The following is a 24,079-nucleotide window of genomic DNA, read 5'->3' on the forward strand; positions in this document are numbered from 1 at the left end:
CCCTGGTTCTGGGCGTAGGCGTTGCGCTGCGTGTCGAGGTAGAGCCGGCCGCGGCTTTTGTCCTTGCGGGGTGCGGTGGTCAGCTTGTCGGGATGGCGGGCGGCGAGAAGGTCGGAGGCGCTGCGGGCGGAGGCCCGTGCAGTGTCGAAGTCCGTGCGCCGGTCGAGTAGCCCGACGTGGGTGAGGAGGTCGCCGAGTTCCCGGGTGGCCCAGCGGACGATCTCGAAGTCGTCGGCCGGCGGATCGAGGTCGAACACCAGCCGGTCGAGACGGTCGGTACGGCTCAGCCACGGGTGCGGAGTGATGCACGCCTGGTTGGCGAGGTAGGCGAGGGTGGCGGCGTCGTGGCAGACCCCCATGGTCACTGTGCCGCGCGGGTGGCGCAGCTTGCCGTCGTCGGTCCACTCGGTGAAGCCGATCTCGGCGACGAGTTCCGGCCGGACCAAGTGGGCGCCGCGTTCGCGTACGTCGTCCCCGGCAAACGGCGGGTCGTCACGTTTCAGGGCGTCCAGCCGTTTGCGCAGGCTCTTGCCGTCTCCCCCGGCGGTACGGCAGCAAACGCTGTCGGCAGCCGCTTGTCGTGCCGGTCGCTGGAGGGTCCCTTGCGGTGCACCTGTCCGCGTTCCATCCGGGTACCCCCATCAGTGACGGGGCCCCGACGGCGTTCCGGATTCCGGGTAGGGATGGACCATGCAAGAGATCACGGTGGCGGTGAGTGGCCGGCCGATGGTGGCCTGGCGGATCGCCGGACGGAAGCCGCCGGTGGTGTGCGTCCACGGCGCCGGGGTCTCCAGCCGGGAGTTCCAGCCGTTCGTCGAAGTCCTCGGCCGGCGCCACGACGCGTGGACGGTCGACCTTCCCGGGTTCGGCGCCAGCGCCGGACCCCGGCACCCGCTGGGGTTGCGGGCGCTGGCCGACGCGCTCGTCGAGTGGCTGACCGCCGTGGATCTGGACCAGGTAGTGCTCCTTGGCGGGTCCCTCGGCTGTCAGGTGGCTGTCGATGCCGCCGCCCGGCACCCGGACCGCATCGCCGGGCTGGTGCTCGTGGGACCGACCGTCGACCCGGCCGCCCGCAGCTTCCTCCATCAGCTGCTGCGGTGGATGCGCAACGCGCCCCACGAACAAGCCTCGATGGCACCGCTGAACCTCGCCGATTATCGCGACGCAGGCGCACGCCGCATTGTCGGCACGTTCGCCGAGGCGCTGCGCGACCGGATCGAGGACAAGCTGCCGCACGTCGTCATGCCGACGCTGGTGGTTCGCGGGGCGCAGGACCGGATGGTCCCCCAGGAGTGGGCGGAGGAAGTAACCCGCCTGCTGCCCGCGGGACGACTGGCCGTGGTGGAGAAATCCGGCCACATGGTTCCCTACCGGCAGGCGCACGCGCTGGCCGGACTCGTCACCGATTTCCTCACGCATGCATTCCCGGCCGCCGGTGCGGGCGGTATGTCGGGGCAGCGGAGGTCGGCGAGGTGAAGGCGTCCGAGGCGGTCGCCTCGTTCGACTCGGCCACCGGCATGCTGCGTGCCTTGTCGCGTTTCCTCGCAGGCAGGGACATCCCGGCCCTCGGCAAGTTCCCCGCCGCCTTCGAACCCCCGCTGTCCGGCCTGCTCGGTACCCTGAACCGCCTGCCGATCGCGGCCAGGGAACGGGCGTACGCGGTGAGTGGCTGGGCGGAGGCCATCCCCCAGCGCCGCGTCGGCGACGTACGGTCCGAGGCACTCGCCGAGTGGGTCACCGGTCACTACCCCCGGCGTCGCTACCCAGTGATCTTCATTGGATCCGCCAATGGCGCCCTGATCCACTTGGCCGCCGCCCTCGATGCGGCCTGGCTGCCGCAGACGCTGCTGTTGCCCGTGCGCCGCCGGGGTATCACTCCGGACGATCCACGCGGCGACCTGGCCGCCGTCGGTGAGTCCGGCCGGGCGCTGCTCGCGGCCAACCCGGACCTCGTACTGCACCACATGCACGACCCCAACCAGGACCGTCTCATGATCGCCGGAATGACGTACTTCCGGATCAAATGGCGCCGGCTGCCTGCCGCCTACCGTCGGTTCATCCGTGACCATCTGGTGCCCGGCGGCTTGCTCGTCTGTGTCGACTGCACACTGAGCTGGCCCACCACCAGGATCGACGACCGGTACGTGTTCCAGTTCGGCGCCCTCGGCGACGCGACGCCCGAGGAATATCGCCAGGGCGGTCCGCGCGTCGCCGACCTGCTCTCCCGCTACGGCGCCCCGGTGCGCCGCTGGGACCCGCCCGCCGCCGACGGCGAGAGCCCGGAAGCCGAATGGGGCCTGGATCCCGCGCTCCTCGACGACCTGCGCGCCTTCACCGGACAGCACCGGCTCGATACGCAACTGCTGCGCTTCGACACGCCGCAACGGCTCAGCCCCGCCGTCGCCGACCTCTACCGATCCTGGTACGCCGACCGCGGCCTGCCCACCGGGCGGCTCCTGGTCGAGTCGTTCCTCCTGCTCGAACCCTGGTGGACGCTACGCACCGGATCGGTGCCGTACTGGACCGTCTTCGGCACGGAGGCTTCCCGCGCGTCCCTCGAGGCATACCTGGACGCCTCCGACCCCTACGACGAGATCCGGATCCTGCTGTTCAATCACGGCACCGAATCCATCGGCCTGGCCGACGCGCAGGACTGGCGGCGTACGGCCGCCCGCGCACGCAAGATCGGCGTCCTGACCGGCGTGGATGCCGTCGCATATCCCCGCGACTTCGCCAGCTTCGTTCGCTCGCACCGGGAACTGAGCAGGATCCGCACCCGCTATCCACTGCCGCTGCCGCTCGACGCAGCCGGCGCAGCCGCGACGCTGAGCGCCCGAGACGACATCCTCTGGCGTCCGGTGCACTGAGTCGCTCAGCGGGGCGTTCCCGGCTGGGCGTTGCGCTGGGCGACTGCCTCGGCCGTACCCGACCGGCGTTGTCCGGCGGAGTTCGTGGACACGGGTCGGGCGAGCCAGTCGGTGCGGGTTCGGCGGGCCGTGGTCGAGATGTGTGCCTGCGGGTAGAGGGCGTCGAAGCCGTGGAAGCCGCTCGCCCAGACGTGGAGTTCGGCCTGACCGCCGGCCGCCCAGATGCGGGAAGAAGGCCATGGACGGCTTCATGGCGCAGGACGTGTTCACCAAGAGAGCGATGTCGCCGAGACGGTGTGGCGAGCCGTGCACGACACGACCGGCCAACTGCGGTTCCCGGCCGGTCCCGACGCGGTCCGGCTCGCGGAGGCATTCCCGGCCGCCACAACCGCGACCACCGCCGCCCTGATCCGCCCCCGCAGAAACTCGACCTGATCGAGGCCCACGGCACACACCGCCGGCCGAGCGCACTGAGAACACTCAACTCCTGCGCGGCAGCCGTCGCGTGTGATGCATTGATCAGTCCAGGACCGCATTCCACGAGGTGATCTTGGGCATGCATGGGCCGCAGCCCCCACACAGGAGGCGAGCCAAGGTCGTGACAGCCTCGCCTGCCATATCTGCCCCCACGCCGGCCGCACCGGGCGGTCTGCCCCTGATCGGACATGCGCACCGGCTCGCCCGCGATCCACTGCCGTTCATCGCGTCACTGCGCCGGCACGGCAGCGTCGTGTGCATACGGATCGGGCCGACGCCCGCATACGTGGTCACCGACCCCGCACTGACCCGCCGCGTCCTGGTCACGGTCGCCGCTCACTTCGCAAAGGGCGGCAAGATCATCGACGCCCTGCGCGTCTTCTTCGGCGACGGACTCGCGACGGTCGCCGACGGCGACGGTCGCCGACGGCGACACGCACCTGCGCAACCGGCGGCTGATGCAGCCGATGTTCAACAAGGCTCACATCGCCACCCGGGGTACCGCCATGATCGAGCAAGTGCGGGCGATGGTCGGAGCGTGGCGCGACGGCGAAGACCGCGACGTGTACGCCGACATGAACGACATCACCCTCGCCGCCTTCCTCCTTCCTCGTCGCCCTGTTCGGCACAGACCTGCCGGAGCACCTGCAGGCCCCCGCCGTCACAGCCCCCACGCCTGATCCCGCAGGATGTCCCCACGCCGCCCAGGCGCAACAGGAAGGCCTATCGCCACCCTGCTGACCGCAAACGACCCCTGACGCGCCAGCAGTTGCAGGACTAGGCCATCACCCTGCTGACCGGCGCGATCGAGACCACCGGCACCACCCTCGCGTGGACGCTGTACAAGATCACCCGGCATCCCGGAATCGAACAGCGCTGCGCGCCGAACTCGCCGCCGTGTGCGGCGACCGGCCGCTGGACCACGACGACCTCGACCGCCTCCCCTACGCCCGCCAGGTGCTGCAGGAAGCCGTCCGCAAGTACGGGCCGGCCTGGATGGTGACAAGGACAGCCACCCGCGACATCGACCTCGGCGGCCACCACATCCCCCAGGGCGCCGACGTGGTCTGGAGCCCCTACCCGCACCAGCACGATCCGGCGTACTTCCCTTCGCCTGGAGCGAGCTCCAGATCATTCTGGCGACCGTACTTCAGCTCTGGCCCTCCTTCCGTCTCACCTCGCAGGCTCCGCGGCCCCAAGCCGTCGTCACCGTCAAGCCCGACGCGATGACCATGGCGTACTGCCAACGTTGAACCAACCCGGTCCCGCAACTGCGCACCTCCGCAGCGGTGCAGCATTACCGGGGCACGGGTTGGAGCAGCCGAGGGTGGCGTCAGGACGCGAGGCTCCGAGCCTGGTCGATGGCGGATGCCAGCTGTCGTACCGCCTCGTCCTCCGTCCGCCGCGCCAGGTCGTGCGCGTGGTCGGCGAGTTCGCGGATGCCGGGGGCGCCCGGCAGCGGGGTGAAGCGGGTGTCCTCGCGGCGCAGGGCGTCGGCGAAATAGGCGGCCACCGCCGTGACCTGGAAGCGGGCGGACGCGCTGCGGACCGAGTCGTCGAGGGCCGCGGTCTCCACCTGGCCGGACTCCTCGTGCGGGGCACGGGTCTCGGGGTCGAGCCAGCGGACGGTGGCCGTGGCGAGGTGGCCGTCGGCGCCCGGCTTGGTGCGGACGGCGTACAGGGCGGTGACCGTGTGGCCGGGGCCGACCTCACCGCCGTCCACGCGGTCGTCACGGAAGTCCTCGTCGGCGACCTCACGGTTCTCGTAGCCGATCAGGCGGAACTCGGCGACCGTCTCCGGGTCGAAGGCGACCTGGGCCTTGGCGTCGCGGGCGGTGAGGTCGACGTGCTGCGGGAGTTCCTCGCAGAAGACCTCGCGGGCCTCCTCGGGCGTTGAGACGTACGTTGTATGGCCGTCGCCACGGTCGGCGAGGCGTTCCATGAGTTCGTCGCCGTAGTCGCTGCCGACGCCCACGCCGAAGAGGGTGATGCCGTGTTCGCGGCGGGCACCGGCGATGTTCTCCAGGATCGTGTCGGCGTCGGTGTCACCGGTGTTGGCGAGGGCGTCGGAGACGAGGACGACCCGGTTCGTGGCGCCCTCGCGCAGGCCCTCGACGGCCGTCGCGTAACCGCTCTCCACGCCCGCGCCGAGGTTGGTGGACTGCTGGGCCTTAAGGCCGGAGATGGCGTCGCGGATCCTGCCGCGGTTGCCGCCGAGTTCGGTCATCGGCAGGACCGTCTCGGCCTCGTCGCTGAAGGTGACCAGCGCGACCGAGTCGTCGTCGCGCAACCGGTCGGTCATCACGCCGAGGGACTCCTTCGCGAGGTCCAGGCGGCCGGGCTCGGCCATGGAGCCGGAGACGTCGAGGACGAAGGTGAGGGCGGCGGGTGGGCGCTCACCGTCGTCCTCGGCCGGGCGGGTGGCCAGGCCGACGCGGACCAGGGACCAGTCCTCATCGCTGGTGCGGGCGCCGTCGACGGTCACCGAGAAGCCGTTTCCGTCGGGGCGTTCGTAGTCCTGGCGGAAGCTGTTGACGAACTCCTCCGGGCGGATCGTCGACGGGTGCGGCCGACCGCCCTCGGCGAGGGTGCGGCGGGCGTAGCCGTACGAGGCCGTGTCGACGTCGAGTGCGAAGGTGGAGAGGTAGTCGGGCGCCGGCGCGAACTCGCCGTCTGTGTCGTCCTGCCGCTGCTCGCCGCTGCCCTCGCCGGAGTCCGGGGCGGGCGGGGCCGGTGCCGGGAAGCCATCGGCCCGTTCCGCTCTCTCCGCCCCGCTCCCGTCGCCGGTCCCACCCGCGCCGCAACCGGTGAGGAGCAGGCAGCCCGCCGTGGTGAAGGCGAGCAGCGCCCCGCTGAACCGCCGTATCCGGTACCGCTTCATGTCGTATGCCCCCTGTGTCCGTTGACTTCCGTCGAACGTCGCCATCTGTGACTGTGACGGCACAGGGGGCCGGAACGTGCGTGACGAAGCGTTGCGCTTGCATCTCGAAGGGGCTACGGCGCGGGCCTGCCGAGACCGGTAGGTGATCCTCCGGAGACCTGGGGCGCCGCGTCCTTGCGGGCGAAACCGCGCAAGGCCATGGGGAACAGCAGCAGTGCGTACGTTATGGAAACCCGCATCGAGAACGTTGCAGAAGCGCGCATCATCGAGCAGGTGGGTGTGCCGGGCGTCTGCCCCGAACCGGCGTTGACGGCTACGTTGTTGAATGGCAACCGAGTTGAACGGTGAAGCGGGTGTGGAGGGGCGAGGGATGAAACGGCTGAGGGGGATCGGCGTGGCGGTGGCCGCCGGGGCGGCGGCGATGCTGCTCGCGGGATGCAACAACGCCCCGACCGATTACAGCGAGATCGTCACGTTCACCGACGAGCACGGGCGCGTCTGCACCGGTGCGGTGGTCGTCGACCAGGAGCAGAACGAGGGCGACGACTACCAGATCTCCAGCCTCGACTGCGACTACCCCCCGGAGGGCCGAACGCCGGGACCCACCGGCTACTCACCCCTGCCGGAGCGGGATACGGAGTGACCGTCGCGCCTGCAGATGCCATGTCGGCGGCGCGCCCAAGCACGTAGTGCCCGGGCGCGCCGCCGATGCACGCAACGGGCGGTGAACGGCTATGGGTTCACCGGCACGCCGGGGTCAGTGGCGATCGCGGCGGCCATCGCCGCGGTCACCTCCGTGACGTCGTTCGTCGTTACGGCCGTCGTAGCGGCCGTTCCAGGAGATGGCGTCGATGAGGCGACCGCGGTCGTTGCGCAGGGTGGCGGTGTCGGAGCGGTTGTCCCACACGTGGGTGCGGCGGTCCTGGTACAGGTCGGCACCGCGGTCGCGGCCCTCGCCCGTGTGAATGCGGACCGTTGCCCGCCCGTCCAGGCGGAAGCGGTTGAAGGTGTACGTGTTGCCGTCCTCGTCGGACAGCGTCCAGCCGTCCAGGTTCACGCTGCGGCGCGTGGTGTTGGTGACCTCCACCCACTCCGCGTTCAGGGAGCGGTTCGAACGGGTGTCACGGCCCGGGGAGTCGTACTGCACAGAGCTGATCTGCACCGCCGGGCCGCGCCAGTCGCGCTCGGTCGCTGACGCCGGCACAACGCCGAGCCCCGCCAGAGCAGCAACCGCCAGAGTGACGGTGGCCAGACGGCGCGGGGTCACGTACGGGTAAGGGAACACGAGCTCTCCTTGCAGGTGCTGGGCACTCCGGGCCTGTGGCATGAGCCGCCCGCGGGTGCGTGGTGCGGATGTACGGCCTGCTGGCCGACGCCCACCACACTGCCCACCAGCCCGCGCAACGCGGGTACCACTCGACCGCTGTTACAAATTTCCGACATATCTGTAACAGTCGCCTGTATCGCTCATTTATCCATTTACCAGGGCGATTTGGGCGTTTGGGAGGCCGCTGTAGCCCGAGCATGGGTCACGACATCATTGGCCACACATGGCATGCTCGATCAGCGTCCGACGTGCGGCAGCTCGTGCGTCCTCCGCCGCGGGGTCGAACGAACGGCTGAACTCGGCGATGGTCAGTCGCCTGGCGCCGTCATGGGTGGCTATCACCTCGACGTTGTAGCCGATTCCGTTGCCGCCGTGGGTCCAGGAGCCACCGCCGCAGGGCAACGGGTGGTAGTACAGCCCGAGCCCGTATCCGGTGTGCCCGCGGAGATCGGACGGTACGTCCACCAGGGTCTGCATGTCGGCGAGTTGGGCCGCGGGCAGCAATCGGCCGCTGACGAGGGCGGTGATGAATGTGTTGAGGTCCTCGGCCGTGCTGATGATCGATCCGTCTGCGCCGCTGTCGAGTGACCGGACGGCGATCGTGGTGTCGATCAGCGGGCCGTCGGGTGTCCACTGCTGGTAGTTGTGGGCATGCGGGTGAGGGAGGAACGGCCAGGCACCGGGTGTGGTTGTGTGACGCAGTCGCAGTGGCGCGATGATCCGCTCGCGGACCTCGGTGGTCCAGTCACGGCCGGTGACGGATTTGATGACCATGCCGGCGACGACGTAATTGGTGTTGGAGTAGGCCCATATCTGATCTGCCGGGGCGTGCCGCATGGCCAGCGCGACGAGTTCGTCCGGGCCGGCGGTTCGCCACCGCTCGCGTCGGTAGTCCTCCGGCGTGATGAGGGTCGGGTAGATGTCGTTGGCGTAGTCGTAAAGCCCGCTGGTCTGCTGCAACAGCTGCCGTACGGTGACGTTCCGGCCGTCGTTGCCATTGCCCGCCACCACCCCCGGCAGCCACCGCTCGACCGGATCGGACAGTGACAACCGTCCTTCCGCGACCAACTGCAGCACCACGGTGGCCACGAACGTCTTGGTCACACTGCCTGCGCGCAGCACCGGGTTACCCGGCACAGGGCGGGCGGTACCGAACTCGGCCACACCGCTGCGCGCGGTCTGCACGCCGTCGGCTGTCTCCAACCGCGCAAGCGCCCCGGTGACACCCAGATCGCGCAAGGCATCCAGGTCCCGCTGGAGCTGGGTTTGCCCTGGGCCGGCGACCGCCGGTGTGCTGGTCACGAGCAACGCTCCGACCACGACCAGCATCACGGACACGATCCACGGCTTCGCTGAAGTCCCCATACAGTCGAGTGTGTCGAGGCCCGGCGGCAAGGTCACTGAGGTTAGCCAGCGAAGAGAACTGCGGTTAGCCCTACCCCTGGTTGGAACGCAGAGACTGGAAGGTCGCGTAGCGCCCGAGCGTTGTCCGGTCGAGACAGCGCAACGGCGCTGTCAACTGGAGCCGCTGGCCTCCGGGCGTGCCGTTCTCGTGCGCACCGTCAGTGGGTTGACGAAGTCGCCCTGGCCGGCGTTGTACTGCTTCTCGTGGAAGCGCTGGCCGGCGCCAGAGCCGTACATCCGGAAGAACCACTTGCTCTTCCACGCTTCCTTGGCCATGCCGAGGGCCATGTACTCCGCCTGTGCCTTCGCGCGCGTGACGTTCGCGAGTTCCTGGATCATCGTCACGATCCGGTCGCTCTCGAACGTGCCCTTGGGCGTCTTGCCCTCGCGGTTGAAGATCCAACCCGTGGTCGTCTTCCGGTACTCGGCGAGCAGTTTGCCCTCCAGCTCGTGCAGTGCCTTCTGCGCCTGCTGGTCGCGTGTGTAGTTCTCCAGCGTCACCCAGTCGTTGCCGTCGCGGCTGCGGGCGACGACTCCGGCGAAGTGGTAGTTCCAGACGTCCACGGCTCCCCGGTCCGTGGACGTCTCGCCCGCTGCGGCGGTCGCGTAGTCGATCTTGGCGTCGCTGCCGATCGACAGGGTGGCGAACGCCTCGCCCACCTCCGGCTGTACGTGATTGTTGACGCCCAACTCCCGTGCGGCACGGTCGGCTTCGTCGGGATGCTCGCGCAGCGCGGTCCCGTACTGCTGGGCCACGGAGGTGCCGGATCCGTCCGACCCGCTCCCGGTCGTCTCGCGAACCGACTTCGCCACCCGCTCGGCGATTTCGGCGCCCTGGCGCTCGCTCCAGGGCACGGTCTCGGTGGCGGAGCTTCCCTGCAGCACGATCTCCATCGCGTGACTGCCGATCACCTTGCGCGCCACGTCGATGCACTGCACCTTGATCAGATCGGCAAACCCCGCGGCCCTGGCCCGCTCCTCCTCGCCGCTGAGCACGGGTGTGATGCGCTCCAACTGCCCGCCAGCGGTGCGGATCGCTCCTCCGGACCGCACCAGGGTGTAGGCGCTGTTGCGGGCGGCCAGGTCCGCGACCGACTGCGTGAACACCTCCGAGGACGCGTAGAACTCCTTGGGCTCGCGCTCGGTGTCGTGGACGGCGAGCGTGCCGTCGTCCGAGATCAGCAGGGAGACGTCACCGGGATGGTGCCGGCGGACGTCCATGTGGTCGATCTCGTGGCCGATCAGATTGTTGGGTGACTTGCCCGGACGCAGCACGGCGTCGGGCGCCTGCGTCACAAAGTGGTCGACTCCCTGCTCTCCGCCCTCGACGTCCCGGCGCTCGCCCACCACACCGGTGAGGCCGCCGGGCGCGTACCGCTGCACGGCCGGGAGCCCGGCGGCTGCACCACACACCAACGGCCCCTCGGAGGGCGTCCGTTGGACGTCCGGTGCCGGTCCAGCCATCACCCGGGACGCGTTCGCCTCGGCCGCCCGTTCGAACCGGTCCGCCGGGTCGCTGACGGCAAGCCCGTTGCCGTTGTCGGTGCCGGAGACGGGACCCTGCCGCTGCTGGATGACGTGCGTGAGTTCGTGGGCGAGGGTGTGCTTGTCCGCACCGCCGTCGCCGACGACGATGTGGCTGCCGGAGGTGTACGCGCGGGCCCCGATCTCCTTCGCGGAGGCACGGGCCGCGTGGTCGCTGTGGATGCGCACGTCGGAGAAGTCGGCGCCGAGGCGGGCCTCCATCTCGCCGCGGAGGGTGTCGTCGAGCGGGCTGCCGGATCTGCGGAGTACGTCATGTACGGCGGACCGCTGCACGGCCCGCTGATGCCCGGGGTCCGGATTGTGATGCTGCTGCTCGTCATCGCTCCTGTGTCCGTGCCCGGCTCTGCGGAGCATCTGGACGACGGCGGCGTTCCCCGCGCCGCGCTGCTGGGCGAGCAGCTCTGCCGGGGTCGCGGCGAGCGCCCGCGCGGACGACGAGGTGCTGGACGACTGAGGGGTACGCCGCGGCTCCAACGGCTGCTTTTTCGGCGTGTCGTCTCGACGTTGGGCGTGCATGAATCTCCTTGACGTCCGGGGAGCGCTCCAGCCACATGTACGGCGCCGTGGCCGACTGGGCCAGGGCTCTGAGGGCAGAGCAGGTGCACGGCACACCGCCCTTTCGTGCTGCGGGCCGTTCGGGGTCGGCCGACAATGGGCAGTGGGTCGCCTGTCCGCCCCGTCCACGACACCGCGACGCCGCCCGAGAGGAACGTGCCCATGCGCGCTGAGTCTTCGCCGGACGCGCGGAGGGGGGCCTTCGACCGGCTCGTCGTCTTGGCGGTGCGCCACCGGCTCGGCGGCACGGCGGTACGCCACCGGATCCTCGGCAGGGTGCCGCCGCCCGGCTCCCGCGCGCCACGTGGCGAGCGTGTGCCGTGAAGGGCGCAGCGCATCGGACCGAGATCCTGCACCGGTCGGTGCGGGTGACGCTCGCCGCGTCCGCGGGCTTCTATCCCTTCCTGTACGGCTTCCAGTCGCCGGTGCTGGCGCTGTACGCCCTGTTCGCGCCGATCGCCCTCGGTCTGCTGTCCTCGATCCCCGGGTCCGGGCGGCAGCGGGCGGAGGTGATGCTGAAGGCACTGCCGGTGGGCCTGGTGCTGGTGGCGCTGGGTACCGTGCTGGCGGTGGCGACCTGGGCGGCGGTGCTCGGGATGCTCGTCGTGGGCTTTCTCCTCGCCTTCGCGGCGATCGCGGGGCCGCGGCCGGCCGGGGCCGCGCCGGGACTGCAGCTCTTCTACATCCTGGCCTGCTTCCCGCCGTACGAACCCCAGACCCTGTGGCTACGGCTGGCCGGGCTCGCCTTCGGCGTGGTGGTGCTGGCGCTGTGCGAGCTGTTCCTGCTGCCGCAGCCGCCGGGCCCGGCGTACCGGAAGACGCTCGCGGAGGCCCTGGTGACGGCGGGCGACACCGTCGCGGGGCGTATCCGCCTCTCCCCTGAAGCCCTGCGGGCCGCCGGCGCGCGGCTGCGGCTGTCCGAGACGCCGCCCGCCGAACGCCCAGCCGGACCGGGCCGTGCGGTCCGCGGTCTCTCCCAGGCGGGGTCCGCCACCCGCCGGCTGCTCGAACTGCTGGCCCATCTGACCGAGACCGGCGAACTACGCGAGCTCCTCCAGGACGACGCCGGTGGCAGGGCCCCTCTCGACACAGCCTCCCGGTCGCTGCTGCCGAGCTTGGCGTCCTTGTGCCACGAGACCGCCGCGGCCCTGCGGCAGGGCCGACCCGCCCCCGGCCCGCAGCGGATGGACGAGGTGATCGACGGCTTCCAGCGGATGCGCGTGCGGCAGGTGACGGGACCCGCCACCGAGGTTCCGCCGGTGTCGGTGCTGCGTCGGCAGGCGGCGCTGCTGGCCGTCGCCGAGTCGGTGCGGATCGTGGAGATCTCCGTGCGGGTCGCTCTCGACGGGCGGCGCACCCCGCCGATCGAGCCGCGGGAGCTGTTCTGGTACACGGAGGCTTCCACCCCGCACCTGTGGGTGCGCCGGATCATCGGCAACATGACGCTCCGCTCGGTCCAGTTCCAGAACGCCCTACGGATCGCTCTGGCGCTCGCCGCCGCCCGGTTGGTCGCCGGTTCGCTCGATCTGGCCCACGGCTTCTGGGTGCTGCTGGCGGTGCTGACGCTGAGCCGGACCACCGTGGGGGCCACCTGGGCGGCCATCCGCCAGGCCGTCGCCGGCAATCTCGTGGGTGCCGTCGTGGCGGGCGCCCTGCTCATCGGCCTCGGCCGGCACACGGAGGCGTACGCCGCGATCCTGGCACCGGGCATGCTGTTCGCCTTCGCGCTCGGGCCGCTGCTCGGCATCGCCTGGGCGCAGGGACTGTTCACCCTCGTCGTGGCCACCGCGTTCGCCCAGATCGCCCCGTCGTCCTGGCGACTTGCCGAGGAGCGGATCGTGGATGTGGTGACCGGCAGTGCCATCGGTCTGCTGTGCGCGATGCTCGCCTGGCCGGCCGGTGCCCGGCGGGAGGTGCGCAGAACCATGGCGGGGCTGCTGCGGGAGTGCGGCCCCCTGATCCAGGGCACCGTCGCGGCGCTGACGGCCGTACCACCGGGCTCGGCCGCTCCCCCGCCGACGTTCCCCGCCCTGCACCGGCTGCGCCTCGCCGAGTCCGCCTACGCCCAGTTCCGCAGCGAACCGGCGGGCGGAGCGTCCGTTCGCGCCGACTGGCACGCCGTGCTCATCGCGGCCAACCAGATCCTGCTCGGCGCCCACTGGCTGCCCCGTGTCGACCTGCCCACCAGCGCCCTGCCCCAGGATGCCGCCGACCGGGCGCGGGGCGACGCGCGGGCGCTGGCGGAGACCACCGACCGGCTCGCCGCCCTGTGCGCCGGTGCCCGGCCGCAGCCGGACCGGACGCGGTCGGCCCCCTCGCGGGCCGCACAGCCGGACGGGACCCCGCTGCCCGCGTTGGTCGACCTCGACGAGTGGCTGCGCAGCCTCACCGCCCAGCTCACCCGTGTCGAGGCCCGGATGCCCGACCTGTCCGGCGGGGCGCGGCGCGGCACGACGGCCGCCGGCACCGCGGGCCCCGGGTCCGGCCCTGGCGGGCACGGAAGTTAGGGGCGCGTCGTGTCCGGTCGGAACCTGCGCACCGCGCTGCGGCCGCCGTCCCCGCGCCGGGGGTGGGCGTGGTGGCTGCCGCTGATCGTGGTGGCCGTCGACGTGCTCGTGGAAGTACTCATCGGGGGCCGTGAGCCGGTGAGCTTCATGCTCGTCGCCGTACCGCCGCTGGCCGCTGCGACGCGCGGGCCGCGGGGCACCGCGTTGTTCGCAGTGGTGTGCCTTGGACTGCAGATGTGGATGGCCGCCCGCCGTCCCGGCCACTTCGCCGAACAGCACCACATCGCCATCTACGCCGCCACGTTCCTCATCGGTGTCGCCGGCGTCGGGCTGTCCTGGCAGCGGGAGCGGACCCGGCAGCACCTCATCCGGGCCAATTCCGTCGCCGAGGCCATGCAGCGGACCCTGCTGCGGCCCGTGCCGCGCCGCCTCGGCCCGGTGCGTGCCGCCGGGTTCTACCAGGCCGGGGAGGGAGGCACGCTGGTCGGCGGGGATCTGTACGACGTGTGCGAGACGCCCTTCGGAGTTCGGGCGATCATCGGCGACGTCCGGGGCAAGGGGCTGGGCGCGGTCCAGACCGTCGCGGCCGTGCTGGGGAGCTTTCGGGTGTCGGCCCACGAGTGGCAGAGCCTGAGCAGCCTGGCTGACCGGCTGGAGCTCAGCATCGCCCGCAACAGCCCGGCCGCCGACGAAGGCGACCCCGAGTTGTTCGTCACCGCACTGGTGCTGGAGTTCCCGCCGGAGGGCCGCGAGGTGCGCATCGTCGACCGCGGCCATCCCTCGCCGCTGGTGATCGGCCCGCAGGGCGCCCGTCGACTGATCACGGCGCCCGGGCTGCCCCTGGGCCTGGGGAAACTGGCGGCGCACGGGGACGACACGACGGTGCATCCGCTCGGGCCCGGGGAGGTCCTCGTGGTGTACACGGACGGGGTGAGCGAGGCACGCGACGCGGACGGCGTCTTCTATCCGGTCCTGGAGCGGCTGGCCGAACGGTTCCGCGGCGAGCACGCGCCGCGCCCGGAGACCGTCGTGTCGTTCGTGCGGACCGACGCGGAACGCTGGTCGGCCCGGTCGGACGACGACGACCGGGCTGTCCTCGCGCTTTCCGTGGACAGGACGGCGCCACCGCGCAAGGGCACCAGCCCCGCACGCCGCGTCCCGCATGGGTAGGCTCGCCGCCCCCGGTGGTATCAGCAGCGCGCGCCCGTCGTACGTGTCAGGTCGTCGACAGGTCGATCGCGCGGTCTACGTCCTGGGGTCGCAGTACCTGCAGGATGCCCTCCAACAGGTAGTAGTCGGCGTAGGGCAGCGAGATCTCGATCCCGTCCTCGGCCGGTCGGTTGCGGGTGCAGCGCGCCACCACCGCCTCGCCCCGGGGCGACTTCCTGGTCAGGCAGGTCCGCGACAGCGCGGAGAGCAGTCGCAGCGCCACGTCCCGGTAGTGGGAACGGCCCGTTGCGGCGGCCAGATCGAGCAGTCCGCATGCCGTGATCGCACCGGCCGACGCGTCCTTGATGTCGTGGGGCTGCTGGGGCGCCCGGTAGTCCCAGACGGGGACGTGGTCCGCGGTCAATGCCTCGATCGCGAAGTCGGCGAGTGCGCGTGCGGTGGTCAGGAACTGTGCGTTGCCCGTGCGCCGGTACATGGTGGTGAACCCGTAGAGGCCCCATGCCTGCCCACGCGCCCAGCATGATGTGGCGCTGTAGCCCTGAACGGTGTTCGGGCCGATCGGTGCGCCGGTGGCCGCGTCGAAGTCGAAGACGTGCGGGGTCGAGCCGTCCGGGCGCGGAAAGACCCGCTGGGTCGTCGTGGCATGCTGCACGGCGATGTCCAGGTACTTCTCGTCGCCGGTCTGCCGAGTGGCGAAGGCGAGGAGATCGAGGTTCATCATCGTGTCGATGATGACCCGGCCGGCGTTGTTCGGATCGTCCAGCGCTCCCCACGCGCGGATGAAGCGGCCTCGCGGGTTGTACCGCCGGATCAGCGAGTCGGCGGCCCTGATGGCGCCCGCCTGCCAGCTGTCGTCGCCCGTCAGACGCCAGGCGGTGACCCAGGACGGATAGAACAGGAAGCCGAGGTCGTGGGTGGTGGTGTCGTACTGGCGAGGGGCGAGCCGTCGTGCCGAGTCGAGCGCCAGGGTGCGCAGTGCGTCGTCTCCGCTGTGCAGGTGCGCCATCCACAGCGTTCCCGGCCAGAATCCGCCCACCCAGTCGCCGTTCTGGGAGTACACCCACTTCTCGAATTTCGTCCCGACGGGGAAGGCCCGCACGCCCGGCGCGACCGAGGCGATCTTCTCCACCGCGTAGTCGGCCGCCGCGCGCAGTTCACGCAGGGTCGACGCCTCTGATCGGGCGTCGTCCTGGGCGGCGGCGGGCTGGACCGGGGCACCAACCGCGGCCGCCGTACCGACCGCCGTGGCAAGGACCGTACGCCGGGTAAGACTCATGGCTGCCTTCTCCATCAACTGGGGGACGTTATGCATGTGCAGAGGCGGTCGTTCGTCAGTCGTCGCGCAGGTCCCGCTGTGCGCGGTACAGGTTGCGTGGGCGCACCGCGTCCGTGGTGCCGTACAGCTCCAGGCGGGAGCGCAGGTCGCCCGTGAAGTCGGGAACGTCGATCTGGTCGAACTCCGTGACGTGGTTGATGCCGACCGTGGCGGAACAGGGCGCCAGACCGTCGATCTTCATCAGCCCCGCGCGGCCGTTGGTGACCCGGATGTTCCAGTGGGTGAAGCGTGCGCCGAACAGCGGGCCTGCACTCGCGTCGCCGCCGTGGCGGCCGTTGTTGTTGACGGTGATGTCGGTGCGGACATTGGCGAACGGCATGCCGCGATGGCTGTCGAAGGTGCCCATCTCCATGACGCCGCGCGACCACACGTTGTAGGAGGACAGGCCCTCGACGTTGATGCCGTGCAGTTGTGTGGCGGACGGTGCGGGAACGGTGCGCTGCTCGATGGTGAAGTCCTCGACGAGGTTGTCGTGCGATCCCTCACGGCAGTAGTACGGGTGGTGGGAGCCGCGTCCCGTCACTCGTGTGCGGCGCAGGGTGCACGCCGAGGCGGCGACCAGGCCGAAGCCGTTGTCGACGTGGCGCACCGTCACGTCGTCGACCCAGCAGTCGTAGGCACACTGCAGGGCGACGCCGTTGTAGCCCTTGTCGAGCAGGTGCGGGGACTGGGGGGTTTCCACCGCCTCCAGGGTCAGGCCCTCGACGCCCGCCCCCGTGAGCGGGGTGACGAGAGTGGTCAGCTGCGGCTGCCACTCGGGGCGCACGTCGAGCGGAAGGGGGCGTTCGAGGGTGATGTCACGGCCGTGGACGCGGGTGACACGGACGGGCCACTCGTAGGGCACGTAGGAGGTCAGTTTCGTCTTGTCGTCCCAGTGGTACGCCTCCGGGCCGGGTCCGCCGCCCGCCATGTGTTCCAGCAGTGTGTGGTCGGCGTCGTCGGAGAGTCGGAGCAGGACCAGCGCGCCGGGGCGGAGCGGTGAGGGGTCGGTGACCCGTACGGTCCAGGAGCCCTGCCGGGCGGATTCGACCGGGGTGAGGGTGCGCCACTCGTCCCGCCGGTTGCCGGTCCAGCCCTCGAAGGGCCACGCCCGCGCCCTGATCGCCGCCACCAGCGAGGCCCAACGGGCCTGCGGAGCCAGCCAGATGAGACCTCCCGCCCACGACCAGGACGACTTGTCGCCGCCGTACCGGGACCCGTAGACACCGATCAGATCGGTGAGGTTCCGTGTCGCGTACAGGGTGGTACGTCCGCTGCCGGCGCCCCGCAGTACGACGTTCGAGTGGCCGATGCGGATCAGGTCGTCGATGCGGAAAGTGCCGGACGGAAGGGTGACCGTGCCACCGCCGGCCCTCGCTGCGGCGGCGATGGCACGGTTGATCGCGGGAGCGCAGTCGGTCCTGCCGTCCGCCACCGCTCCGTAGTCGCGGACGTCGGCCACGACCGGGCGGCGGGGCAGGCGGGTTGCTCCCCCGCGGCAGCCCGCGCGACCGACGTAGGGGATCTGGCGGTGGGCGTAGGGATTGCGGAGGAATTCCCGCCAGAGGGTGGGGACTTGAGCTTGCTCGCCGGGGGCGGCCTCAGCCGTGCCTCCGGCCGCCACCAGCGCGGCACCGGCGAGCAGCCCGCGTCTGGTGATCCCTCTGACGGGGCGTGCGTCGCTCCCCCGGTCCTGGTCTGCCGTCACGGGCCAACTCCCTTCGCGTGCTGGACTCCTGCACCGATTCACGTACATGAACAGCGGGTGCGCTGAGTCGCAGGTTAGGAAAGTTCCCTTACGAGCGAGCTATAACGTGGACCTTCGGCTCGTACACGTCAACCCCGCAGACAGAACACGGGCTCAGATCCGGCTGTTCTGTACGGCCTGTTGCCTCGCACACCCTGCACCCCTACGCTCGCACGGCCTTGAGCATGAATTGCGTTCATCCACATGAATGGAGGCGCGATGGCTGGAAGATCTCCGGCGGCCGTCGTCCTGGCTCTGATCACCACGCTCGTGGCCGCGGTCGTCGTGCCCTCGGCTTCCGCGAACGCGGCACCCGTGACACCCAGGACCGTGGTCCTGGACGGCTCCCGGCTCCGGCAGGCGAAGGCCGACCTGCGGCACGGCGATCCCGAACTCCGGCGAGCCGTCGCGAGCCTGACGCGGCGCGCCGACGGGTGGCTGGAGCAGGGCCCGTGGACGGTCGTGGACAAACCCCGCCCCGCACCGAGCGGCGACGTGCACGACTATCTGAGCCAGGCGCCCTACTGGTGGCCGACCACCACGCCCTCACCCGACAATCCGTGGAGCTGTCCGTACGTCCAGCGGGACGGGGAACGCAACCCCGAAGTCGACTCGGGCACCGACCGCCAGGACGTCGAGAAGGTCTTCGACTCGACGTACGACCTCGCGCTCGCCTGGTACTACACGGGTCACCGGCAGTACGCGCAGAAGGCCGCGCAGATCCTGCGCACCTGGTTCCTGGACCCGGCCACGCGGATGAACCCCCACCTGAACCACGCCCAGTTCATCCCGTGCAAGTACGACGGGCGGGCGATCGGCATCATCGACTTCTCGCAGTCGTACACGAACGTCGTCGACGCCCTCGCGATCCTCGACACTGGCGCTCCCGGCTGGACGAAGGGCGACCGCGTCGCCATGCGGCGGTGGAACACCGCGTTCCTCACCTGGCTGACGACCAGCGAGTTCGGCAAGCAGGAGGCCGCGGCCGCCAACAACCACGGCACCTTCTACGACATGCTGGTCGCCGCCCTCGCCCTGTCGACCGGTGACGACGAGCTGGCCCGCACGACCGTACGGGAGGCGGCTGCCAAGCGGATCGACATCCAGATCGCGGCCGACGGCAGCCAGCCCCAGGAACTGGCTCGCACCAGGAGCTGGCACTACTCGGCCTTCGCCCTTGTCGCCCACACCCGCCTGGCCGCGGTCGGCCGCCAGGTCGACGTGGATCTGTGGGCCCACCGCGGCCCTGACGGCCAGAGCCTGACCGAGGCCGTGCGCTATCTGCTCCCCGCCGCGACCGGCGCGGCCGACTGGCCGCACCCTGAGCTGGAGTTCCACCGGTACGCGGCCGGTGACGTCGTCCGCGCGGCCGCGGACGCGGGTGACGCGGCGGCGAGGAAAGCCGTCCCGCTGCTGGAGGCCCCGCCGGGAGGAAACCTGTGGCCGCTGCGGCCGGCCGCCGAACAGCTCGACTCGATCGCGGGCTGAGGAGCGGCGCGTTGCCCACTGCCCGCTACGGGGCTATGCCGACGCCCTCGACACGGCTCCAGGCCTTCTCCTGCCGCGCGGTCATGGCAGGCCAGTCCGTACCGCCGGGGCGCGGCGTGACCCGTGCGGCGTAGGGAGCGGGGCGGAAGTCCGGGCGGTAGAAGCATCCGGTGCCGTAGGTGCGGTCGAACGTCGCGCAGGATGCCGCGATGGACTGCGGAGTCGGCTTCCTTCCGGTGCGCACCCACGTGTCCAGGGCGGAGATGGAGGTGGCGTACTCGGAAGTGCTCAGCTCGCTGTGCTCGTGCTCCTCGGTGAACGTCTGCACGAGGTACCGGTCGCGGTGGGCGCCCTGGAGCGTGGCGCGGTAGGCCGCCTCGTGCTCGACGAATGCCGTCGGGTCGTCGATCGCGTGGAGGGTGAGGACGGGGATGGCGACCTTTCCCGTGAGGTCGCTGTCGTAGGACAGGTCCCGCACGGCGGCCGGGTCGGCGGAAAAGCGCTCGACTCCGGCATTGAGGGCCTCGTCGTCGTGCGATCCGGAGTACCGCACACCCCGGTTGCTGAACGGGTTACGGCCGCCGAGGCGGTCGTGGACGATGTCGCGGAACGTGAAGGTGGCGAACCGCAGATGGGACTCAAGGGTGCGTTCCGGAATCTTCGTCACGGCGAGGATGTCGTCGAGGTTGCGCTGCTGCAGGGCCGTGCGGTCCTGTCGGGCGGAGGCATAGCCGGTGCACTCCTGAAGGCGGGCGCGCAGGCCGCTCGTCGTCATGGTGGAGTCGGCACGCAGCCCCTGCCACAGGGGGTACTGCGGTTCGGTGGGCCGGGGGTGGTTGCGGCAGTAGTACTGGTAGACCGCCCGCAGGTCGACGCGGTGGTCGTAGCCGCGGGAGCCGCCGGCCAGGACGCCGTTGGTGAGCAGCGCCCCGTCGTAGGGGCCGTTCTTCCTGCCGTAGACCTCGGCGACCTTGGCCGCGACGTTCCCGCCCCAGGACTGGCCGTGCACATACGTCCGCTTCGGCCCGCCGAATTCCGCGACGAACAGGCGACGCACGTTCTCGGTGTCGGCGGCGGCCATCCGTGTGCCGTAGCCCCCGCGGCGGTACGACGAACCGGCCCAGGCATACCCCTGGTCCACCATGACAGACCACCGCCCCAGGTCGTCGAGGCTGCGCTCGGGATCGGAGCCGTCGCCCAGGTCGGGGCCGCCGTGGGCGTGCACGATGAGCGATCCGTTCCAGTGTGTGGGCACGGCGATCGCGTAGTGGGCGCCGCTGGCGTCCTGCCCGGTGTAGCACGTGGCCTTTCCGGCAAGGTCACCCGGGCAGGCGGTGGTCGTGGGGCGTGGGGCGTCCATGGCGGCGGGCGTCGCGCCGGCGAGCGTACCGACGAGCACGCCCGCGGCGCCGACGGCCAGCGCCGTACGAAGCTTCCTGGGGAGACGAGTGCCTGACTGCCGTGGTGGGGTGCGTCCGATCAAGGTTCTGCTCCCTGCCTCCGCCGACGCGTCCTCGCGCCGCGCGCAGCGATGCTAGGAACGGGCGGCACCCCGCACCATGGCCTGATCTTTTCTGTTCATAGTGTTCGCCCGCGGGGGCGCGCGTGGCCGACCGGTTGCTGGGCGGCGTTGCCGCTGCTCCCCTCGGGCGGTGTGGGCGATTCGGAAGACGCGCCGCATCGGTTCTCACGTATAACGGCACAAAACGGGTCTTATTCATTCATGCAGAAATATACGCGGCGCACCTTGCTCGGTGCCTCGATCGTGGCCGCCGGCTCTGGAGTCCTGACCGCCTGTTCCGGGTCCGACACGCGCCCCGAGGCCGGGGCCACCGGCCACAGGGGCAGCAAGCACACCGTCGGCAACTTCGTCCCCAAGGGACCCAAGGGATACGTCAACCCGTCCGATCCCGAGGTTGTCGCCGTCGAGAAGAAGCGCGGGGCCGGTCCCGTCCGAAAGTTCACGCTCACCGCCACCGAGACGTCCCTCGACCTGGGCGGACGGACCGTCAGGTCATGGGCGTACGGCGACGCATTGCCAGGCAAGGAGGTCCGGATCACCGCGGGCGACGTACTCGAACTCACGCTCGCCAACCATCTGCGCGAGTCGACGACGCTGCACTCGCACGGTGTGCGCATGCGCTGCGACATGGACGGCGTACCGGGCCTGACCCAGTACTCCATCAAGCCCGGTGCGGACTACACCTACCGCTTCGCCGTGCCGCACCCGGGCACCTACTGGCTGCATTCGCACTCGGGCATGCAGCTCGACCGCGGCCTGTACGCCCCGCTGATCGTCGAGGACCCCAAGGAGCCGTTGGCGTACGACAAGGAGTGGGTCGTCGTCCTGGACGACTGGCTGGACGGCGTGTCCGGCTCCACTCCGGACGGCGTGCTCTCGCAGCTGCGGGGCGGCAAGGCGCCGATGGACATGGGTGAGGGCTCCGGACATCACGGTCCGAGCTCGCACAAGTCCGCCGACGGGCACGCCTCGCCCTCCAGCAGGTCCGCCGGCCCCTCCCGGGTCCTGCGGGGGTCCCACAGCCGCATCCTGCACAGCATGGGCGGCAATGTCGACTATCCGCACTACCTGGTCAACGGCCGCCTCCCGAAGGCGCCCTCGGTCTTCCGGGCCCGCCGTGGGGAGCGCATCCGGCTGCGGATCATCAACGCCGGGGGCGACACGGCCTTCCGGGTGGCACTGGGCGGTCACGAGATGACGGTGACGCACACGGACGGCTACCCGGTCGAGCACACGAAGACGGACGCGCTGCTGATCGGCATGGCCGAGCGCTACGACGTGCTGGTCACCGCCAAGGACGGGGTGTTCCCGCTGGTCGCGATGGCCGAGGGCAAGGACGCGCGGGCCCTTGCAGTCCTGCGTACCGGCAGCGGGGAGAATCCCCCGCCCACCGCGCACCCGGACGAACTCGAAGGCCGTATCGTGCCCGCCAGACGGCTCGTGCCGCACGAGTCCGTGGCGCTCAACGACGACGAACCGGACCGCGAGATGCGCATCAAACTGACCGGCAACATGAAGGACTTCGACTGGAGCTTCGACCACGAGCCGTACTCCATCGAAAAACGCGTCCCGGTCCGGGAAGGCGAACGTGTGCGTGTGTCGCTCATCAACGCCACCAACATGTGGCACCCGGTGCACCTGCACGGTCACACGTTCGCCCTCACCGGCATCGACGCGGCCGGGGCCCGGAAGGACACCGCGCATGTGCTGCCTCACCGCAAAATCGTCATCGACTTCTACGCCGACAACCCGGGCCTGTGGATGCTGCACTGCCACAACCAGTACCACTCCGAGTCCGGCATGATGACCATCCTCGGCTACCGGAAATGATGGCCCGGTGAACCACGACCCCGGGTCCTGGCCGCGGGCCGGGACCCGACAGGTCGGGGACCTCAGGCTCAGCTCGTCGAGGGTCGGCGCACCGACGCGGCCGGAGGGCGTTCGCGCAGGGCGCCGTAGGCCAGGAAGTAGGCGGGCACCCGGTTCACCCAGCGTGAGGTGGTGACCAGTTCGGTCAGGCGCTTGGCCCGCTTGGGGTCGCCGAGGGGCGGTCGGCCCAGCAGGAGGGGCTCGATGACGTGGCTGTGGGCGAAGCGTTGCAGGCCCTGGGTGAGGGCCGTGGTGGGCCAGCGGCGGCGCTGGACACGGCGTACCGCCGCAGGCAGGCCTGCCGCCGAGTCGCTCAGCGGCCCGACGAGGTGGCGGGCGGCGGCCACCGCGTCCTGGACGGCGAGGTTGATGCCGATGCCGAACACCGGCGACATGGCGTGTGCCGCGTCCCCGATGCACAGCAGCCCCGGCCGGTGCCAGCGCCGGAGCCGGTCCAGCCGTACGTCGAGCAGCTTCACTTCGTCCCATGAGGTGAGGGTGTGCATGCGGTCCGCGACCCACGCGACGGCAGTCCCGTACGCCTCCCTGAACTGGTCGAGACCGCCTGCGCGGAGCCGTGCGTCGCTGCCCTTGGGGATCAGCGCGGCGCACTGCCAGTAGTCCCCGCGGTCGATCATGGCGCTGAGGAACCGGTCGCCGACGCCCCCCACCAGCCCGTGCGGATCGCCTTCGCGCCGCGGCAGCCGGAACCACCAGGCGTCCATCGGGCAGCGGAAGGTGCGCAGCTCCAGGTCGGGCAGCGAGCGGGCCAGCGATCCCCGGCCGTCGCAGGCCACCGTGAGGGTGGCCCGCAGCTCGCCGGTGCGGCCGTCGGACGTGCGGTAGGACACCCCGGTGACGCGTCCCCGTTCCACGAGGAACGAGGTCGCCTCGGTGTTCATGCGCAGGGAGAAGGCAGGCTCCCGGCCGGCCTCGTCGGCGAGGAGGTCGAGCAGGTCCCACTGGGGGACCATCGCGATGTAGTTGTACCGGCGTCGCAGCGCGCCGATGTTCCCCACGGTGACCAGCGACCGGTCGGGCCCGAGCGGCAGCTGGATCGTCGTGACCCGCCGCTGCGGCAGCCGGGCGAACCGCTCACTGAGGCCGAGCTCGTCCAGGAGTGCCAGGGTGGTCGGATGGACGGTGTCGCCGCGGAAGTCGCGCAGGAAGTCGCCGTGCTTCTCCAGGACCGTCACCGCCACCCCGGCCCGGGCCAGTAGCAGGGCGAGGACCATTCCGGCGGGCCCACCGCCCACCACGCAGCACGTGGTCCGCTCCCCCGACGCCGGCGCGTCCCTCGTGTCCCTTGAGTCCATCGCGCTTCGTCCCTTCACCGGCGCCACCAATAGGTCACACTGGTATACATACCCACAAGTAGCAGCAAACCTTCGCGCATGGTTGCTAC

The 24,079-nt window shown here is 70.7% G+C and carries 19 protein-coding genes and 2 pseudogenes; 11 read left to right on the forward strand and 10 right to left on the reverse strand.

Annotated features, from left to right (window positions below):
- Positions 1-8: 8 nt before the first annotated feature.
- Positions 9-524, reverse strand: a pseudogene (ligD, locus tag SSP24_RS45220) (non-homologous end-joining DNA ligase LigD); the annotation flags it as partial.
- Between the two features lie 166 nt (positions 525-690).
- Here ligD and SSP24_RS00120 point away from each other — a divergent pair.
- On the forward strand, positions 691-1,476 hold the full coding sequence (locus SSP24_RS00120) for an alpha/beta fold hydrolase (RefSeq protein ID WP_141306456.1): 786 nt from the start codon (positions 691-693) through the stop codon (positions 1,474-1,476).
- A complete protein-coding gene (locus SSP24_RS00125; RefSeq protein WP_174864553.1) occupies positions 1,473-2,867 on the forward strand; it encodes a hypothetical protein in 1,395 nt (464 codons plus the stop codon). The genes SSP24_RS00120 and SSP24_RS00125 overlap by 4 nt, the downstream gene beginning before the upstream one ends.
- 5 nt (positions 2,868-2,872) lie before the next feature.
- On the opposite strand, the pseudogene SSP24_RS43715 reads toward SSP24_RS00125, so the two are convergent.
- Positions 2,873-3,100, reverse strand: a pseudogene (locus SSP24_RS43715) (hypothetical protein); the annotation flags it as partial.
- A 73-nt stretch (positions 3,101-3,173) separates the two neighbouring features.
- Here SSP24_RS43715 and SSP24_RS44840 point away from each other — a divergent pair.
- Positions 3,174-3,302: a hypothetical protein gene (locus SSP24_RS44840; RefSeq protein WP_268255068.1), complete on the forward strand. Its 129-nt coding sequence runs from the start codon at positions 3,174-3,176 to the stop codon at positions 3,300-3,302.
- 939 nt (positions 3,303-4,241) lie between these two features.
- Entirely contained in the window at positions 4,242-4,574 is a 333-nt protein-coding gene (locus tag SSP24_RS45225) for a cytochrome P450 (protein WP_445009697.1), read from the forward strand.
- Between the two features lie 103 nt (positions 4,575-4,677).
- Here SSP24_RS45225 and SSP24_RS00145 read toward each other — a convergent pair whose 3' ends face one another.
- Complete coding sequence (locus SSP24_RS00145) at positions 4,678-6,225, reverse strand: vWA domain-containing protein (RefSeq protein WP_141306458.1); 1,548 nt, start codon at positions 6,223-6,225, stop codon at positions 4,678-4,680.
- 225 nt (positions 6,226-6,450) lie between these two features.
- On the opposite strand from SSP24_RS00145, the gene SSP24_RS44845 reads away from it, so the two are divergent.
- Together SSP24_RS44845 and SSP24_RS00150 are read left to right on the forward strand one after the other, a co-directional pair.
- Complete coding sequence (locus SSP24_RS44845) at positions 6,451-6,573, forward strand: hypothetical protein (RefSeq protein ID WP_268255067.1); 123 nt, start codon at positions 6,451-6,453, stop codon at positions 6,571-6,573.
- 22 nt (positions 6,574-6,595) lie between these two features.
- The gene (locus tag SSP24_RS00150) at positions 6,596-6,868 is read left to right on the forward strand and encodes a hypothetical protein (protein ID WP_141306459.1); all 273 of its coding nucleotides are present in this window, start codon (positions 6,596-6,598) and stop codon (positions 6,866-6,868) included.
- A gap of 114 nt (positions 6,869-6,982) precedes the next feature.
- On the opposite strand, the gene SSP24_RS00155 is transcribed toward SSP24_RS00150, so the two are convergent.
- The 3 genes from SSP24_RS00155 to SSP24_RS00165 all read right to left on the reverse strand — a co-directional run bounded on the left by SSP24_RS00155 (position 6,983) and on the right by SSP24_RS00165 (position 11,017).
- Entirely contained in the window at positions 6,983-7,552 is a 570-nt protein-coding gene (locus tag SSP24_RS00155) for a lamin tail domain-containing protein (RefSeq protein WP_141306460.1), read from the reverse strand.
- 210 nt (positions 7,553-7,762) lie between these two features.
- Positions 7,763-8,917 (reverse strand): serine hydrolase domain-containing protein, encoded by a 1,155-nt coding sequence (locus SSP24_RS00160; protein ID WP_229864822.1) that lies wholly within the window; start codon positions 8,915-8,917, stop codon positions 7,763-7,765.
- 150 nt (positions 8,918-9,067) lie between these two features.
- On the reverse strand, positions 9,068-11,017 hold the full coding sequence (locus SSP24_RS00165) for an eCIS core domain-containing protein (protein WP_141306461.1): 1,950 nt from the start codon (positions 11,015-11,017) through the stop codon (positions 9,068-9,070).
- A gap of 201 nt (positions 11,018-11,218) precedes the next feature.
- Here SSP24_RS00165 and SSP24_RS42620 point away from each other — a divergent pair, with 201 nt between their 5' ends.
- Genes SSP24_RS42620 through SSP24_RS00175 form a run of 3 tightly spaced genes read left to right on the forward strand, consistent with a single transcriptional unit; the run spans position 11,219 to position 14,733 of the window.
- The gene (locus SSP24_RS42620) at positions 11,219-11,380 is read left to right on the forward strand and encodes a hypothetical protein (protein ID WP_167529468.1); all 162 of its coding nucleotides are present in this window, start codon (positions 11,219-11,221) and stop codon (positions 11,378-11,380) included.
- Complete coding sequence (locus SSP24_RS00170; RefSeq protein ID WP_141306462.1) at positions 11,377-13,563, forward strand: FUSC family protein; 2,187 nt, start codon at positions 11,377-11,379, stop codon at positions 13,561-13,563. The genes SSP24_RS42620 and SSP24_RS00170 overlap by 4 nt, the downstream gene beginning before the upstream one ends.
- 9 nt (positions 13,564-13,572) lie before the next feature.
- Positions 13,573-14,733 carry a PP2C family protein-serine/threonine phosphatase gene (locus SSP24_RS00175; protein WP_141306463.1) on the forward strand — a complete coding sequence of 387 codons (1,161 nt, stop codon included), beginning with the start codon at positions 13,573-13,575 and terminating at the stop codon, positions 14,731-14,733.
- A gap of 46 nt (positions 14,734-14,779) precedes the next feature.
- On the opposite strand, the gene SSP24_RS00180 is transcribed toward SSP24_RS00175, so the two are convergent.
- Together SSP24_RS00180 and SSP24_RS00185 are read right to left on the reverse strand one after the other, a co-directional pair.
- A complete protein-coding gene (locus SSP24_RS00180; RefSeq protein ID WP_174864554.1) occupies positions 14,780-16,009 on the reverse strand; it encodes a glycoside hydrolase family 88 protein in 1,230 nt (409 codons plus the stop codon).
- Positions 16,010-16,064: 55 nt separating this feature from the next.
- Positions 16,065-17,756 (reverse strand): glycosyl hydrolase family 28-related protein, encoded by a 1,692-nt coding sequence (locus SSP24_RS00185; protein ID WP_229864821.1) that lies wholly within the window; start codon positions 17,754-17,756, stop codon positions 16,065-16,067.
- 258 nt (positions 17,757-18,014) lie between these two features.
- On the opposite strand from SSP24_RS00185, the gene SSP24_RS00190 reads away from it, so the two are divergent.
- Positions 18,015-19,283, forward strand: coding sequence for an alginate lyase family protein (locus SSP24_RS00190; protein ID WP_141306465.1), 1,269 nt, complete (start codon positions 18,015-18,017; stop codon positions 19,281-19,283).
- Between the two features lie 25 nt (positions 19,284-19,308).
- Here SSP24_RS00190 and SSP24_RS00195 read toward each other — a convergent pair whose 3' ends face one another.
- A complete protein-coding gene (locus SSP24_RS00195; protein WP_229864848.1) occupies positions 19,309-20,643 on the reverse strand; it encodes an alpha/beta hydrolase in 1,335 nt (444 codons plus the stop codon).
- A 363-nt stretch (positions 20,644-21,006) separates the two neighbouring features.
- On the opposite strand from SSP24_RS00195, the gene SSP24_RS00200 reads away from it, so the two are divergent.
- Complete coding sequence (locus SSP24_RS00200; RefSeq protein WP_141306467.1) at positions 21,007-22,635, forward strand: multicopper oxidase family protein; 1,629 nt, start codon at positions 21,007-21,009, stop codon at positions 22,633-22,635.
- Between the two features lie 68 nt (positions 22,636-22,703).
- Here the strand turns inward: SSP24_RS00200 and SSP24_RS00205 are convergent, their stop codons facing one another.
- Positions 22,704-23,990, reverse strand: a complete 1,287-nt coding sequence (locus tag SSP24_RS00205; protein WP_141306468.1) for an FAD-dependent oxidoreductase — start codon at positions 23,988-23,990, stop codon at positions 22,704-22,706.
- Between the last annotated feature and the right edge of the window lie 89 nt (positions 23,991-24,079).

Origin of the sequence: Streptomyces spinoverrucosus (assembly GCF_006539505.1) — a bacterium.
GTDB classification, from domain to species: domain Bacteria; phylum Actinomycetota; class Actinomycetes; order Streptomycetales; family Streptomycetaceae; genus Streptomyces; species Streptomyces spinoverrucosus.

Excerpts from the sequence above, each read along its gene's own strand:
- SSP24_RS00180 (WP_174864554.1), bottom strand. The coding sequence starts at position 16,009 with ATGAGTCTTACCCGGCGTACGGTCCTTGCCACGGCGGTCGGTACGGCG.
- SSP24_RS42620 (WP_167529468.1), top strand. The coding sequence starts at position 11,219 with ATGCGCGCTGAGTCTTCGCCGGACGCGCGGAGGGGGGCCTTCGACCGG.
- SSP24_RS00205 (WP_141306468.1), bottom strand. The coding sequence starts at position 23,990 with ATGGACTCAAGGGACACGAGGGACGCGCCGGCGTCGGGGGAGCGGACC.
- SSP24_RS44845 (WP_268255067.1), top strand. The coding sequence starts at position 6,451 with ATGGAAACCCGCATCGAGAACGTTGCAGAAGCGCGCATCATCGAGCAG.
- SSP24_RS00145 (WP_141306458.1), bottom strand. The coding sequence starts at position 6,225 with ATGAAGCGGTACCGGATACGGCGGTTCAGCGGGGCGCTGCTCGCCTTC.
- SSP24_RS00155 (WP_141306460.1), bottom strand. The coding sequence starts at position 7,552 with ATGCCACAGGCCCGGAGTGCCCAGCACCTGCAAGGAGAGCTCGTGTTC.
- SSP24_RS00150 (WP_141306459.1), top strand. The coding sequence starts at position 6,596 with ATGAAACGGCTGAGGGGGATCGGCGTGGCGGTGGCCGCCGGGGCGGCG.
- SSP24_RS00165 (WP_141306461.1), bottom strand. The coding sequence starts at position 11,017 with ATGCACGCCCAACGTCGAGACGACACGCCGAAAAAGCAGCCGTTGGAG.
- SSP24_RS00195 (WP_229864848.1), bottom strand. The coding sequence starts at position 20,643 with ATGGACGCCCCACGCCCCACGACCACCGCCTGCCCGGGTGACCTTGCC.
- SSP24_RS00160 (WP_229864822.1), bottom strand. The coding sequence starts at position 8,917 with ATGGGGACTTCAGCGAAGCCGTGGATCGTGTCCGTGATGCTGGTCGTG.
- SSP24_RS00190 (WP_141306465.1), top strand. The coding sequence starts at position 18,015 with ATGGCTGGAAGATCTCCGGCGGCCGTCGTCCTGGCTCTGATCACCACG.
- SSP24_RS00200 (WP_141306467.1), top strand. The coding sequence starts at position 21,007 with ATGCAGAAATATACGCGGCGCACCTTGCTCGGTGCCTCGATCGTGGCC.
- SSP24_RS00120 (WP_141306456.1), top strand. The coding sequence starts at position 691 with ATGCAAGAGATCACGGTGGCGGTGAGTGGCCGGCCGATGGTGGCCTGG.